Raw genomic sequence first — 13,985 nt, forward strand, 5'->3', positions numbered from 1 at the left:
GACGGCTCCCGCCGAAGCCGAGCCTGACCCGGAGGCCCTGAAGCTCCGCCGCGATCCCATCGGCGCGCTCGCCGAGGCGGCGGGCTATCAGGACGGCGAAAGCTGGTGGCAAGACCTCATCGAGCAGAATCCGGCGCCCGGCCCGATCTTCGAGGCCATCGCCGAAGCCATGAGCGCCCTGCGGGCCGCCGCTCCTCCGCCCGACGCCCATGAAGCCGCCCGCGAGGCGCATATGCGGCTCGCCATGGCCGAGGCGGTCAAGGCGGCCGAAGGAAAGCCCGTGGCGGTGGTCTGCGGGGCCTGGCATGTCCCGGCGCTGCTGAAGGCCTCTTCCCAGAAGACCGACAAGGCGCTGGTTCCGAAGGCGCCGAAACGCAAGACCGCCGCCGCCTGGGCCCCCTGGAGCTCCGCCCGCCTCGCCTTCAGCCGGGGCTATGGGGCGGGCGTCGAGGCGCCGGGCTGGCTGCGGCATGTCTGGGAATCTCCGCCCGGCAGGGCCGACGCCGCATGGGTCGCGAAGATCGCGGCGGCTCTGCGCGCGGAAGGGCGCGTGATCTCCACGGCTTCGGTGATCGAGGCCCTGCGGCTCTCGACGGCGCTGGCGGTCCTGCGCGGACGCCCCACGCCCGGCTTCGAGGAGATGCGCGAAGCCGCCGTGGCCTGCCTCTGCGAGGGGCTCGGCGAGCAATGGGACCTCATCGCCGAGGAATTGCTCATCGGCGCCGAAGTCGGCGAGATCCCCGGAGACGCGCCGCTCACGCCGCTGATCGCCGATCTCCAGCGCCAGCAAAAGGCGCTCAAGCTCAAGCCCGAGGCTCTGGACCGCGATCTTCCGGTGGATCTGCGCACCGACAGCGGCCTCGCCCGCTCGACCTTGCTGCATCGGCTGAACGTCCTCGATGTTCCATGGGGCCGTCTGGAGGGCTCGGGCAAGAGCCGGGGCACCTTCCGCGAGAACTGGCGTCTGCGCTGGGAGCCGGATTTCGCGGTGCGTCTGGTCGAGGCTCTGGCCTGGGGCTCCACCGTGGCGGAGGCCGCGGCGGGGCGGCTCATGGAGCGCTTCGAGGAGGCGCAGGACCTCTCAGACCTCGCGGATCTGGTGATGCAGGCCCTGGTGATCCAGGCGCCCGCCGCCGCCGCGCGGGGCGTCGAGGTGCTGGAGCGCCGCGCCGCCGAAACCGGCGACGCCCTCGGGCTGATGAAGGCGCTGCCTCCCCTCGCCAACGCCCTGCGTTATGGCGGGGCGCGGGCGCTCGCGACGGATCGTCTGGAGACGCTGCTCCGGGCCATGGCGCTGCGCGCGGCCCTGAGCCTTCCGCATTCGGCGCGCAATCTCGATTCCGAGGCCGCCCGCGACTTCCGCGACCGGCTCCGCGCCGCCGAGGAGGCGCTGAACCTCGCGGAGATCGACGCCGAGACGCGCGAAGTCTGGCTGAAGGCCCTCCGCGAGGCCGCCGACCACGCCGAGACCACGCCGCTCATCGCCGGAACCGCGACGCAGATCCTCTCCGAAGCCGGACTCCTCGACGCCGAGGAGACCGCGCGGCGGCTGGAGCGGGCGCTTTCGCCGGGCGGATCGGCTCCGGGTGGATCTGCGCGGGGGGCGGGCTTCTTCGAGGGCTTCTTCCTCGGCGGAGGCGCGCAAAGGCTCATCCATGACGCGCCGCTGCGCGCCGCCGTGGACGGCTGGCTGATGGGCCTCGAAGAAGAGGCCTTCGTCGAAAGCCTGCCGCTGATGCGGCGCGTCTTCTCCGACATGGATTCGGCGCAGCGCCGAAGGATGTTCTCGGCGCTCTTCGGCAAGGCCCCGAGCGGCCCGACGGGACTCGCGCCCGCGCCGGAGCTCGCCGCGATCTGGCCTGCGCATGAAGCGCGGATCCTGGGCATTCTCTCCGGAGGACAAGGCGCATGACCGAAGACCTTCAGCCTCTCGACCCCGAAGACCTCGGCGAAGGCCGTCGCGAACGCCGCTGGCGTCTGGCGGTGGGTCTGGAGGAGGAGAAGCTCGGGGCGGAGGACCGCCGCCTCTCCGAAGCCCTCAGCGCCCTTTATGGCGACGACGGCGAAGAAAAAGGCTCCGGCCGCCGCAAGGCGGGCCTCGGCGGCTCGGCGCCGCGCGTGGCGCGCTGGCTCGGCGACATCCGCAACTACTTCCCGACGCCCGTGGTTCAGGTCATCCAGCGCGACGCCTTCGAGCGCAAGGGCCTGCGCAGCATGCTGCTGGAGCCGGAGTTCCTCGCCACGGTCGAGGCCGACGTGAACCTCGTGGCGGATCTGGTCTCGATGCGCGGCGTGATGCCCGAAAAGACCAAGGCCGTCGCCCGCGAGGTGATCGGCAAGGTGGTCGAGCAATTGATGGAGCGCCTCGAACGCCGCGTGGCCGACGCCATCCGCGGCGCCGTGGACCGCTCGCGCAAGACGCGCCGTCCGCGCCACGCCGACATCGACTGGGACCGCACCATCCGCGCCAATCTGCGGCATTATCAGACCGAATACAGATCCATCGTGCCCGAGACCCTGATCGGCTTCCAGCGGCGTCAGAAGCGCCTCGTGGATCTCGACGAGGTGACGCTCTGCGTGGATCAGTCGGGCTCCATGGCGAGTTCGGTGGTCTACGCCTCGATCTTCGCGGCGGTGATGGCCTCGCTGCCGGTGGTGCGCACGAAGCTCGTCTGCTTCGACACCGCGATTCTCGACCTCACGGAGATGCTGTCCGATCCGGTGGAGGTGCTCTTCGGGGTGCAGTTGGGCGGCGGCACGGACATCAATCACGCCGTGGCCTATTGCGCCGAGCGCATCGAGCGCCCGACGAAATCCCATTTCATCCTCATCACCGATCTCTACGAGGGCGGAAACTCCAAGGAGCTGCTCGCGCGGCTGTCGCGGATGATCGGCCTCGGGATCAACGTGATCGTGCTGCTGGCTCTGACCGACACGGGGCGTCCGGGCTATGATCCGAACATGGCGGCTCAGGTGGCGGCTCTGGGAGCGCCGGTCTTCGCCTGCACGCCCGACAAGTTCCCCGACATGATGGCCTGCGCCCTGCGTCGCGAGGACATGGGGCTCTGGGCCGCCAAAGCCGACATCAAGCTGGTGAATCCGGCGGAGGTTTGATCAGGGGAGGCCTGATCAGGCCTCCCGCTGCGCCGCCGCCGCCTCATGGATGCGGGTCAGGAACATCGCGCCAACCAGCCCCAGAGGCGGAACGACGATCATCTTGAAGCTCACGGAATCCGTCCAGCGCATCTCCCAGACCGGCGCGAGCCCCGCCGCCAGAGCCTCGGCGTTGGCGGCCCGCATCTCGGCCAGAGGTCCGAAGAGCCAACCCTGCGCCAGACAGAGCGGGGTCAGGAGGCAGACGATCAGCGCGAGCGGGCGGCGCGCTCCGGCGAACCCCGGATCCAGCAGCGAGACGAAGCCGAGGACATAGGCGCCGAGCGCGGGAAAGGCCAGCCAGCCGACCGCCGCGCCGCCGGAGATCTTGACCAGGCCCTCCGCGCCGAGCGCCTCGACCACAGGGACCTGACGCCAGGCGAAGACGAGCAGCAGGATCAGCGCCCCCAGCCATGAGCCGCGCGGCAAGAGCGGCGCGATCTGAACCATGGTCTCGAACATGGAGGGGAGGTCGCGGCGGGAGGAGGCGGACATGGCGGAGTCTCTGTTGCAGGAGCCTGCCGCCATCCTGCCGCCCGGAGGTTAAGGCCCGATCAGCGGCCCGCCCGGATCGCGGCGGAGAAATCCGCCTCCGGCGGCGCCGCCAGAGCCCGCGCGTTGATCGCGGCCTCGGCGCGGATCTCCGCCATGGGCCGCGTCGGATCGATCAGGCCATGGTCGTGGAGGTAGTCCGCCACATGGCCCGAGACGAGAATCCGCCAGTCGCGCGGGACGCCCGGCGCCACGATCCGCGCCAGACGGAAGATCTCGGTGGTGCAGTTGGTCAGCAGCGTGTGATAGAAGCGCGGCTTCTCGGCCAGCTCCTCCGCCAGCCCGAGATAGGCCAGAAACATCGCCCGCATCTGGTCTTTCGAGACCCGCAGGGGATAGAGCGAAACCGCCTCGCCCCGCGCATGGGTGCGCAGCCGGATCACGTCCTCTTCGGTCGCCGCCACCAGAGCCAGTTCGAAACGCTTGAAGGCTCCGTCCAGGCCGCGGAAGACCTGACCCTTCTTGCGCCGCACCTCCGCCGAGAAGGCGACGCGCTCGCCGTCAGCGAAGCCGAAGCTCAGGAAGGTGTGCGCGATGGCCGGATTCCCCCAGACCGAACTGATGAAATCGACCGAATCCAGGTGATCCAGATCATAGCTGCGGGTCTCCCAACGTTCGTCGAAGTCGTTCGGCGCGCGCCATGCGAAGTTCCGCAGATCATGGATCATGATCTTCGCGCCCTCGACCTCGACCCGCGCCAGACGCGCGACTTCGGGCCGCCAGTCGCCTTCATCGCTCGGGCGGATCGACCCCCACCAGAGCCCGACGCCGAGCGCCGCCGTCAGCAGCCCGCCCCAGGCCAGAGCCGGACGCGCCGCATTGAGCCTCAGCAGCAGGAGCAGCGCCAGGACCACCCCCGCCAGAGTCAGCCAGCGCCAGGGCGTCGCGACCTGATGCCAGACCGCCAGCCCCGTCCAGAGCGCCCCGAGCCCTGCGGCGATCCAGAGCGCCGCCGTTCCCAAAGCGCCCGCCATGTTCTTCTCCCGGAATGAAGGCCCGCCCCTTCGCGGGAAGGGGCGAGTCTCCGGATTTCAGGCGTCAAGGCAAGCCGTTCTTGCGAGGGGCTCCTCTTGCGGAAGACCCGCGTCAGCCTTCGCTGGAGCGCGTCGTCTCGAAGAGGAACCAGGCGCGGCGCTCGGCCTCGTCGATGAAGATCTCGAGCACGCTGGTCGAGGCCACGTCGCCATGCTCGGCGCAGAGCTCGTGGGCGCCGCGCATGAACTCCGCGAGACGGCGGTTGTCCTCGGCCAGTTCGGCGAGCATGTCGCGGGGCGTGACGAACTCCGCGTCGTTGTCGAGCAGGCGCTGGTTGCGCGCGATCTCGCCGATGGAGCGCAGGGTCAGGCCGCCCAGCTTGCGCGAACGCTCGGCCAGGACGTCGGTCGCCGCGAGGATCTGATCCGCCTGCTCGTCGAGCAGCAGGTGATAGTCGCGGAAATGCGGCCCCGACATGTGCCAGTGGAAGTTCTTCGTCTTGAGGTAAAGCGCGAAGACGTCGGCGAGGACGCCGTTCAGCGCGGCGGAGGCGTCCTTGACGGCCTGTTCGCCGAGGGCGTTCGGCGTGCGCAGGGGCGCGGCCTGACGCGCCTTGAGTCCGGAATCCTTCTGCGGCTTGAGGGCCAGCTTGCTCATCTGTCTTGTCCTTGCGATCCGCGGGCCGCCGGACGGACTCCGCTCCGCGCGCCGGAGCGCACGGAGAAACCGAAGGCCGGAGCGGGCGGCGCCCGCCGGGGAATCAGGAATGGGAGCGGATCCGACGGCGAGGATCTCGCCGGAAGGCGGCCTGGGCGCCCGCAAGGCGTCTGGGGAGACTCCGCTCCAGGCGCTTCAATTAGGTCGCGGACCGGGGCGGTTTCAATGGGTCGGGGCGGAAATTTCCGCAGGACGGCGCGGCCCGACCGGGGCCGCGCCGCGACGGAGCCGGTCAGGCCTCGAATTCGACGAGCAGGTCCTTCGCCTCCACCGCCGCGCCGGGGGTCACGTGCAGGGCCTTGATCACGCCGTCGCGTTCGGCGTGCAGCGAGGTCTGCATCTTCATGGCCTCGATGGAGAGCAGGGCGTCGCCGGTCCTGACCTTCTGGCCCGCCTGGACCGCCACCGAAGCGATGAGTCCGGGCATGGGAGCCGCCACATGGCGCGGATCGCCTTCGGTGGCCTTGGGGCGGCGCACGACGCTCTTCTGCGCATGGCGGTCCGGAGCGCGGGCGGTGCGCGGCTGTCCGTTCAGCTCGAAGAAGATGCGGCGGAAGCCCTCGTCGTCGGATTCGCCCTCCGCCACGCAGGAGACCACCAGGGTCTTGCCGCGTTCGAGCTCCACGCCGATCTCTTCGCCGGGCTTCATGCCGTAGAAGAAATTCGGGGTCGGCAGGGCCGAAACCGGGCCGTAGTCCTGCGCGCGCTTCGCGTAATCCACGAAGACCTTCGGATACATGAGATAGGAGCAGAGCTCCTCCTCGCCGATGGTCTCGACGCCGATGGCCTCGGCGGCCTGCCTGCGCAGGGCCTCGATGTCGGCGGGGGGCATGAGCGCGCCGGGGCGATCCGCGAGCGGGGCCTCGCCCTTGAGGATCTTGCGTTGCAGAGCCTCGGGGAAGCCGCCCTCCGGACGCCCGACGCCGCCCCGGAAGAAATCCACCACGGATTCGGGGAAGGCGATCTCCTTGTCGGGATTCTCGACGTCGGCGCGGCTGAGTCCGCCCGCCACCATCATCAGGGCCATGTCGCCGACCACCTTCGAGGAGGGCGTGACCTTCACGACGTCGCCGAACATCTGGTTGACCTCGGCGTAGGCGGCCGCGACCTCGTGCCAGCGCGCCGCCAGCCCGAGGCTGCGCGCCTGCTCCTTGAGGTTGGTGAATTGTCCGCCGGGCATCTCGTGCTGATAGACCTCGGAGGCGGGGCTCAGGAGATTGGACTCGAAGGCGGCGTATTGCGCGCGCGCGGCCTCCCAGTAATCGGAGATCTCGCGGATGACGGAGGCCTCGAAACCGGTGTCCCGCTCGGTATGCGCCAGTGCCGCCACGATGGAGCCGAGGCAGGGTTGCGAGGTCAGGCCCGAGAGGCTGTCCATGGCGGCGTCCACGGCGTCGACGCCCGCCTCGGCGGCGGCCAGCACGCTGGCGGCGGAAACGCCGCTGGTGTCATGGGTGTGGAAATGGACCGGAAGGCCCGTCTCCTCCTTGATCGCCCGGACCAGGATCTTCGCCGCCGCCGGACGCAGCAGCCCCGCCATGTCCTTCAGGCCGATGACATGGGCGCCCGCCGCCGCCAGATCCTTCGCCATGCGGCGGTAATAGGCGAGGTCGTATTTGGCGCGGGAGGGGTCGAGGATGTCGCCGGTGTAGCAGATGGCGGCCTCGCAGATCTTCCCCGACTCCAGCACGGCGTCCATGGCGACGCGCATGTTCTCGACCCAGTTCAGCGAATCGAAGACGCGGAAGACGTCCACGCCGCTCTCCGCCGCCTGGAGCGTGAAGCGCCGCACCACGTTGTCGGGGTAATTGGTGTAGCCCACGCCGTTCGAGGCCCGGAGCAGCATCTGGAGCAGCAGATTGGGCGCCGCCGCACGGATCTCATGCAGACGCTCCCAGGGGTCCTCCTGCAGGAAGCGCATGGAGACGTCGAAGGTCGCGCCGCCCCAGCATTCGAGGCTGAACAGACCCGACATCCGGTGCGCATAGGCCGGCGCCGCCTTCACGATGTCATGGGTGCGCATGCGGGTGGCGAGCAAGGACTGATGGCCGTCGCGCATGGTGGTGTCGGTGACGAGCAGGCGCCTTTCGGCCAGCATCCGGTCGGCGACGGCCTTCGGCCCCTCGGCGTCGAGGATCTGCTTGAAGCCCGGCGGCGGCGCGACGCCCTCCGGGACCTTGGGCGCGACGGGCCGCAGCGCGGCGGCGGAAGGCCTGGGCCTGCCCGCGACCTCCGGATGGCCGTTGACGGTGATGTCGGCGACGTAATTCAGAATCTTGGTCGCGCGGTCCTGACGGGCGGCGAAATGGAAGAGCTCGGGATGCTCCTCGATGAATTTCGTGGTGTAGCTGGCCGCGGCGAAATCCGGGTGGTTGATGAGATTCTGCACATAGGCCAGATTCGTCGCCACGCCCCGGATGCGGAACTCGCGCAGGGCGCGGTCCAGACGCCGGATGGCCTCGCCGGGCGAGGGCGCCCAGACCGTGACCTTCTCCAGCAGCGAATCGTAATGGCGCGTGATCACCGCGCCCGCATAGGCCGTTCCGCCGTCGAGCCGCACGCCGAATCCCATCGCGCCGCGATAGGCGGTGATCCGCCCGTAATCGGGGATGAAGTTGTTCATCGGGTCTTCGGTGGTGATGCGCGACTGGATGGCGTGGCCGTTCAGGCGGATGTCGGCCTGAGCCGGGACGCCGGTCTCCTCCAGCACGCCGATGCGCCCGCCTTCCGCGATGCGGATCTGGGCCTTCACGATGTCGACGCCGGTGACCTCCTCGGTCACGGTGTGCTCGACCTGGATGCGCGGATTGACCTCGATGAAGTAGAAGGCGTTCGTGTCGGCGTCCATGAGGAACTCGACGGTGCCCGCGTTCTCGTAGCCCGCATGCCGCGCGATGCGCAGCGCCATGCCGCAGACTTCGGCGCGCTGTTCGGGCGTCAGATAGGGCGCCGGAGCGCGCTCGACCACCTTCTGGTTGCGCCTCTGGATCGAGCAGTCGCGCTCATGCAGATGGACGATGGTCCCGTGGGAATCGCCGAGGATCTGCACCTCGACGTGGCGGGCGCGCTGGATCAGCTTCTCAAGGTAGCCTTCGCCGTTGCCGAAGGCGGCTTCGGCCTCGCGGCGCCCCGAAAGCACCTGTTTTTCAAGCTCCGCCTCGGAGAAGATCGGGCGCATGCCGCGTCCGCCGCCGCCCCAGCTCGCCTTGAGCATCAGCGGATAGCCGATCGCGGCGGCCATGCGGCGCACTTCGTCCATGTCGTCGGGCAGGACGTCGGTGGCGGGCGCCGTGGCCACGTCCGCCGCCTCCGCCGCCTGACGGGCGCTCGCCTTGTCGCCGAGCAGCCGCATGGCCGCCGGGCTGGGGCCGATGAAGACGATCCCCGCCGCCGCGCAGGCCTCGGCGAACTCCGGGTTCTCCGAAAGCATGCCGTAGCCCGGATGGATCGCGTCGGCGCCGCAGGCCCGCGCCGCGCGGATGATCTCGGGGATGGAGAGATAGGCCCCCACCGGAGACAGCCCCTGTCCGATCAGATAGGCCTCGTCGGCCTTGAAGCGGTGCAGGCCGAGCTTGTCCTCCTCGGCGTAGACCGCCACGGTGCGTTTGCCCAACTCCGTGGCCGCGCGCATGACGCGGATGGCGATCTCGCCCCGATTGGCGATGAGGATCTTCTGAAACTGGCGCATGGCTGGGCCCCCCATTTCTGGCGCGCGAGGCGCGGAAAACCTGTCTGACGCGCCGGGCGACCCCCTTCCGCGCCTCCCTCCCCTCGCGCTCCGGGAGCGCCTCGCGCCCCATGGAGCCGCCAGGGGGTCGTCGAACCTCAGTCGCCGCGCCGCCGGAGCCCCTCGGGCTGCTCCTCCTCGACGGCGAGCCCCGCGCGGCCCAGACGCCGCAGCGAGGCTTCGAGCCGCGCCTCGGCGGCCCGGATCTCGCCCAGAGCCTCGACGGTGAAGGCGATGTGGCGTTGCGCGGCGAGGCGGGCGGCCTCGGCGTCGCGGGCCAGCAGGGCGGCCACGATCTCGCGAGGCTGACGGAGCAGGGTCTCGCGCATGCCGGAGCGGGCGAAGAATTCATCCCGGCTGTAGAGCGCCTTGTCGCGCAGCATCTCGGCCAGAGCCCGCATGACGTGCAGCAGCACGGCGTTGTGGCTGGCCTCGTAGATGGCCAGATGCAGGGCGGCGTCGGCGTCGGCCTCGTCGGAGGGATTGGCCGCCAGATGCGCCGCCTCGATGCGCTCCAGAGCGCGGGCGACGGCGATGCGGTCGGGTTCGGCGGCGCGCTGGGCGGCGTGGGCGGCGGCCATGGGCTCGACGGCGCCGCGGAACTCCAGGTAGTCGAAGGCGGATTCGGGACGGCTGCGCAGCAGGTTCACCAGAGGATCGGCCAGGGTCGCGCCGATGGCCGCCACGCGGGCGCCCTCGCCCTTCGGCGTGGGGGCGAGGAGGCCGCTGCGTTCGAGAATCCGGATGCCCTCGCGCAGCGAAGGCCTTGAGACTCCGAGCTTCTCCGCCAGATCCCGTTCGGGAGCGAGCCGGTCGCCGGGACGCAGGGCGCCGTCGCGGATGAGGTCCTCAAGCTTGAGGGCCACCGCCTCGGCGAGCTTCACGGGCTTCACGGAGGGCCGCAGGGTCATGCCCGAAGATCCATTTCCGGCTCCATCTTCACTGCGTCGCAGCAGGGTCCATCCGGGGGAGGCTAATCCCGATTTTCCCAAATGCAAAGCAGCGGTTTTTAAAACGCCGTCATCTTTTTGTAGGAAAATAAAAACGACCGCTTGAAAATCATGGTCAAAAAATTTATCCAATAACGCGGATCAGGACGCGATTCTCCCGCCCAAGGAGCTTGCGCCAGACCGCGGATTAGGCTTGTCTTGGGCCAAGAACGACAAAGGGCGCCCGAAGCAGGCGCCGACGCCTTGCAACAAGCGTCTCTCTGGGGGGAGGACGGCATGACCAGCGCGGAGCGGCCCAGAATCGGCCTGTTCGTCACCTGCCTCGTGGACGCGATGCGTCCGCAGACGGGCTTCGCCGCCATCGCCCTGCTGGAGCGCGCAGGCTGCGCGGTCGAAGTCCCCATGGCCCAGACCTGCTGCGGACAACCCGGCTGGAACTCCGGCGACGAGAAGGCCGCGCGGGACATGGCCCTGCGCGTGATCGAGGCCTTCGCGCCTCATGAGCATGTGGTGGCGCCTTCGGGCTCCTGCGCGGCGACGATCCGCGATTATCCCGAGCTTTTCGAACCGGGCTCGCCGATGCGCGCCAGGGCCGAGGCCATGGCCGCCAAGACCTGGGAGCTCTTCAGCTTCCTCACGGACGTGCGCAAATGGCGGCCCGAGGGCGTGAGCCTTCCGGCTTCGGCGACCTATCACGATTCCTGTTCGGGGCTGCGCCATCTGGACGTGAAGGCCCAGCCGCGCAAGCTGCTCGCGGCGGTGAAGGGCCTGGAGATGCGGCCTCTGCCCGGCTCGGAGGTCTGCTGCGGCTTCGGCGGGACCTTCTGCGTGAAATATCCCGCGATCTCCAACGCCGTGGCGACCGAGAAGGCCGCCAACATCGAGAGCACCGGCGCGGATCTGCTGCTCGGCGGAGATCTCGGCTGCCTGATGAACATGGCGGGCAAGCTGCGGCGGCGCGGCTCGAAGATCCGGGTGACCCACGCCGCCGAAGTCCTGGCCTGGGGCGAGAAGGCGTCCGCCCTCGGCGAAGAGGGCGCCGCATGAGCGCCGCCCCCGAGCTTCACCCCGAAACGCGTCGTCCGGCGCGGTTCAAGGCTCAGGCGGCGGAGGCTCTGGCCTCGCCGAGGCTCAAGCTGGCCCTCGACCGCACCGCCGGCAACGCCGAGGCCAAACGCGGCGCGGCCGTCGCCGCCTTCCCCGGCTTCGAGGCCGCCCGCGTCAGGGGCGCGGCCATCAAGGACCACACCCTCCGGCATCTGGATCATTATCTCGAAAGCTTCGCCGCCCGGGCGGAGGCTCTGGGGACGAAGGTCCACTGGGCGCGCACCGCCGACGAAGCCTGTCGAATCACGGTGGAGATCTGCCGCCAGGCCGGGGCGCGTTCGGCCACGCGTTCGAAATCCATGCTCGGCGAGGAGATCGGCCTCCCGCATGCTCTGGCCGAGGCCGGAATCGAGCGGGTGGAGACGGATCTCGCCGAACACATCGTCCAGCTTGCCGGAGATCCGCCCTCGCATATCGTCTGGCCCGCGATGCACATCGCCCGCGAGCAAGTGGCGGAGCTCTTCGCCGAGCATCACCAGACGCCTCAGGATCCCGACGACGTGCCCTCCATGGTCGAGAGCGCCCGGCGCGTGCTGCGCGGCAAGTTCCTCGGGGCGGATGTGGGAATCTCCGGCGCGAATTTCCTCATCGCCGAGACGGGCGCGGTCTGCACCGTCACCAACGAGGGCAACGCCGAACTCACCACCACGCCGCCGCGGGTGCACATCGTCACGGCGGGCATCGAGAAGCTCGTCCCGACTCTGGCCCACGCCATGACGCTCCTGCGTCTGCTGGCGCGCTCGGCCACCGGGGCGGAGATCACCCAATACACCACCTTCCACGCCGGACCGAAGCGCCCCGGCGATCTCGACGGCCCCGAAGAGATGCACATCGTGCTCGTGGACAACGGGCGCTCGAAGATGCTCGGCGAGGGGCTGGAGGAGATGCTGAGGTGCATCCGCTGCGGCGCCTGCATGAATCATTGCGTGGTCTATCGCCAGATCGGCGGCCACGCCTATGGCGGGGTCTATCCGGGGCCGATGGGCGCCGTGCTGACGCCGGTGCTCCAGGGGCTGAAGGAATCCCGCGCGCTGCCTCAGGCCTGCACGCTCAACGGCAAATGCGCCGAGGTCTGCCCGGTCAAGATCCCCCTCCCGACGCTGCTGCGCGGCTGGCGCATCAGAAGCTGGCGCGAGGGGCTGGAGCCCACCACCGTGCGGGCCGGAATCGGACTCTGGGCCTTCGTCGCGAAACGGCCCCGGCTCTATCGGCTGGGGGTGAAGGCCGCCCTGCCCGTGCTGCGGATCTTCGGGAGAAAGGGCTGGATCGAGAAGGCTCCGCTGCTCGGCGCCTGGACGGATCAGCGCGATTTCCCCACGCCTCCGCGCGGCGGGAGCTTCATGGCGCAATACAAGGCGGGGCGTCGTTCATGAGCGCCCGCGCAGACATCCTGAGCGCCGTCCGCCGGGCCCTGAAGGCGCCGCCCGCCGCGCCCGACCTCATCGTGGCGGAGGCCGCCGCCCTGCTGGAGGACCTCGATCCGGCGCGGCCTCCGGCGCCCGCCGATCCGGTGGAGGCCTTCTTCGCGAAGATCGACGACCCCGCCTTCGCCGCCAGCATCGAGCGCATCGACGGAATCAGAGCCCTGCCCGCCGCGCTGCGGAGCTACATGGCGAGGCACCGGCTCGGCTTCCGGCTCTGCCTGCAGCCGCAGGAGGAGCTGCGCGCCCTGAGCTGGGCGGGCTTCGACCTCCATCACGAGGCCGCCCCGGACGAGGCGGTCGCTCTGGCGGCGGGGCGCCGGGGGATCTCGGAGACCGGCTCCGTGGTTCTGGAATCGGGACCGGATTCGCGGATCCTGAATCTGTTCCTGCCCTTTCATCTGGTCCTGGCGGTGCGGGCCTCGACGATCCTCGGGCGGCTCGAGGATCACGCCGAGGCCTCCGCCGGACTCCCGCCGCGCAACGCCATCCTGATGACGGGCGCCAGCGGCACTTCGGATATCGAAGGTTCCTATGTGCGCGGCGCTCATGGCCCGCGTTTCCTGCACGTCATCCTGATCGAAGATCGCCCCCAAGGGCGGCTGGAGGAGGTTCGACCATGACCACTGACCGCGAGACGACGAATCCGGCCGAGATCCGGGAATGGGAGGAGGCGGTCGAATCGGTCATCGCCTTCGACGGTCCGGACCGCGCCGACGAACTGCTCGCCGCCGCCGTGCAGGTGGCCCGGCGCAATGGAGCGCGCATCCCCTTCGCCGCCGACACCGCCTACATCAACACCATAGATCCCGAGGATCAGCCGACCCATCCCGGAGACCGCGAGCTCGAACATCGCATCCGGTCGATCGTCCGGTGGAACGCGGCGGCGCTGGTGCTGAAGGCCAACAAGGAATCCTCGGAGCTGGGCGGCCACATCGCCAGCTTCCAGTCCGCCGCGACGCTCTACGACACCGGATTCTCGCATTTCTGGAACGCGCCTCATGAAGGCCATGGCGGCGATCTGCTCTTCATCCAGGGCCACAGCTCGCCCGGCATCTACGCCCGCGCCTTCATCGAAGGCCGCCTGACCGAAGACCAGATGCTGAACTTCCGTCAGGAAGTGGACGGCAAGGGCCTCTCCTCCTATCCGCATCCCTGGCTCATGCCGGATTTCTGGCAGTTCCCGACCGTCTCCATGGGCCTCGGGCCGCTGATGGCGATCTATCAGGCGCGCTTCCTGCGCTATCTGGAGGGGCGCGGCCTCTCCCAGACCGCCAACCGCAAGGGCTGGGCCTTCATGGGCGACGGCGAGATGGACGAGCCGGAATCGCTCGGCGCCATCAGCCTCGCGGGGCGCGAGAAGCTCGACAACCTGATCTTCGT

Annotated in this window: 10 protein-coding genes and 1 pseudogene; 6 read left to right on the top strand and 5 right to left on the bottom strand. The window is 69.4% G+C overall.

Annotated features, from left to right (window positions below; translation table 11 throughout):
* Together PHN62_RS16960 and PHN62_RS16965 are read left to right on the top strand one after the other, a co-directional pair.
* Positions 1-1,912: DUF5682 family protein (locus PHN62_RS16960; protein WP_300152585.1), on the top strand; the 1,912-nt coding region annotated here is incomplete at its 5' end.
* Positions 1,909-3,114, top strand: a complete 1,206-nt coding sequence (locus tag PHN62_RS16965; protein WP_300152586.1) for a VWA domain-containing protein — start codon at positions 1,909-1,911, stop codon at positions 3,112-3,114. The genes PHN62_RS16960 and PHN62_RS16965, both read left to right, overlap by 4 nt.
* 15 nt (positions 3,115-3,129) lie before the next feature.
* On the opposite strand, the gene PHN62_RS16970 is transcribed toward PHN62_RS16965, so the two are convergent.
* From PHN62_RS16970 to PHN62_RS16990, 5 genes are all read right to left on the bottom strand, one after another.
* Positions 3,130-3,648: a hypothetical protein gene (locus PHN62_RS16970; RefSeq protein ID WP_300152588.1), complete on the bottom strand. Its 519-nt coding sequence runs from the start codon at positions 3,646-3,648 to the stop codon at positions 3,130-3,132.
* Positions 3,649-3,707: 59 nt separating this feature from the next.
* Entirely contained in the window at positions 3,708-4,679 is a 972-nt protein-coding gene (locus PHN62_RS16975; RefSeq protein WP_300152590.1) for a DUF4105 domain-containing protein, read from the bottom strand.
* Between the two features lie 112 nt (positions 4,680-4,791).
* Positions 4,792-5,337, bottom strand: a complete 546-nt coding sequence (locus PHN62_RS16980) for a DNA starvation/stationary phase protection protein (protein WP_300152591.1) — start codon at positions 5,335-5,337, stop codon at positions 4,792-4,794.
* Between the two features lie 292 nt (positions 5,338-5,629).
* A complete protein-coding gene (locus PHN62_RS16985; RefSeq protein WP_300152592.1) occupies positions 5,630-9,085 on the bottom strand; it encodes a pyruvate carboxylase in 3,456 nt (1,151 codons plus the stop codon).
* A gap of 137 nt (positions 9,086-9,222) precedes the next feature.
* A complete protein-coding gene (locus PHN62_RS16990; RefSeq protein ID WP_300152594.1) occupies positions 9,223-10,035 on the bottom strand; it encodes an FCD domain-containing protein in 813 nt (270 codons plus the stop codon).
* Between the two features lie 315 nt (positions 10,036-10,350).
* Here PHN62_RS16990 and PHN62_RS16995 point away from each other — a divergent pair, with 315 nt between their 5' ends.
* From PHN62_RS16995 to aceE, 4 genes and pseudogenes are all read left to right on the top strand, one after another.
* The gene (locus tag PHN62_RS16995; RefSeq protein WP_300152596.1) at positions 10,351-11,121 is read left to right on the top strand and encodes a (Fe-S)-binding protein; all 771 of its coding nucleotides are present in this window, start codon (positions 10,351-10,353) and stop codon (positions 11,119-11,121) included.
* Positions 11,118-12,554, top strand: coding sequence for a lactate utilization protein B (locus PHN62_RS17000; RefSeq protein ID WP_300152598.1), 1,437 nt, complete (start codon positions 11,118-11,120; stop codon positions 12,552-12,554). The genes PHN62_RS16995 and PHN62_RS17000 overlap by 4 nt, the downstream gene beginning before the upstream one ends.
* A complete protein-coding gene (locus PHN62_RS17005; RefSeq protein WP_300152600.1) occupies positions 12,551-13,225 on the top strand; it encodes an LUD domain-containing protein in 675 nt (224 codons plus the stop codon). Before PHN62_RS17000 ends, PHN62_RS17005 begins: the two co-directional genes overlap by 4 nt.
* Positions 13,222-13,985: pseudogene (gene aceE, locus PHN62_RS17010) on the top strand (pyruvate dehydrogenase (acetyl-transferring), homodimeric type); the annotation flags it as partial. The gene PHN62_RS17005 and the pseudogene aceE, both read left to right, overlap by 4 nt.

Source organism: Neomegalonema sp. (assembly GCF_028688855.1).
In the GTDB taxonomy this organism is placed as follows: domain Bacteria; phylum Pseudomonadota; class Alphaproteobacteria; order Rhodobacterales; family Rhodobacteraceae; genus Neomegalonema.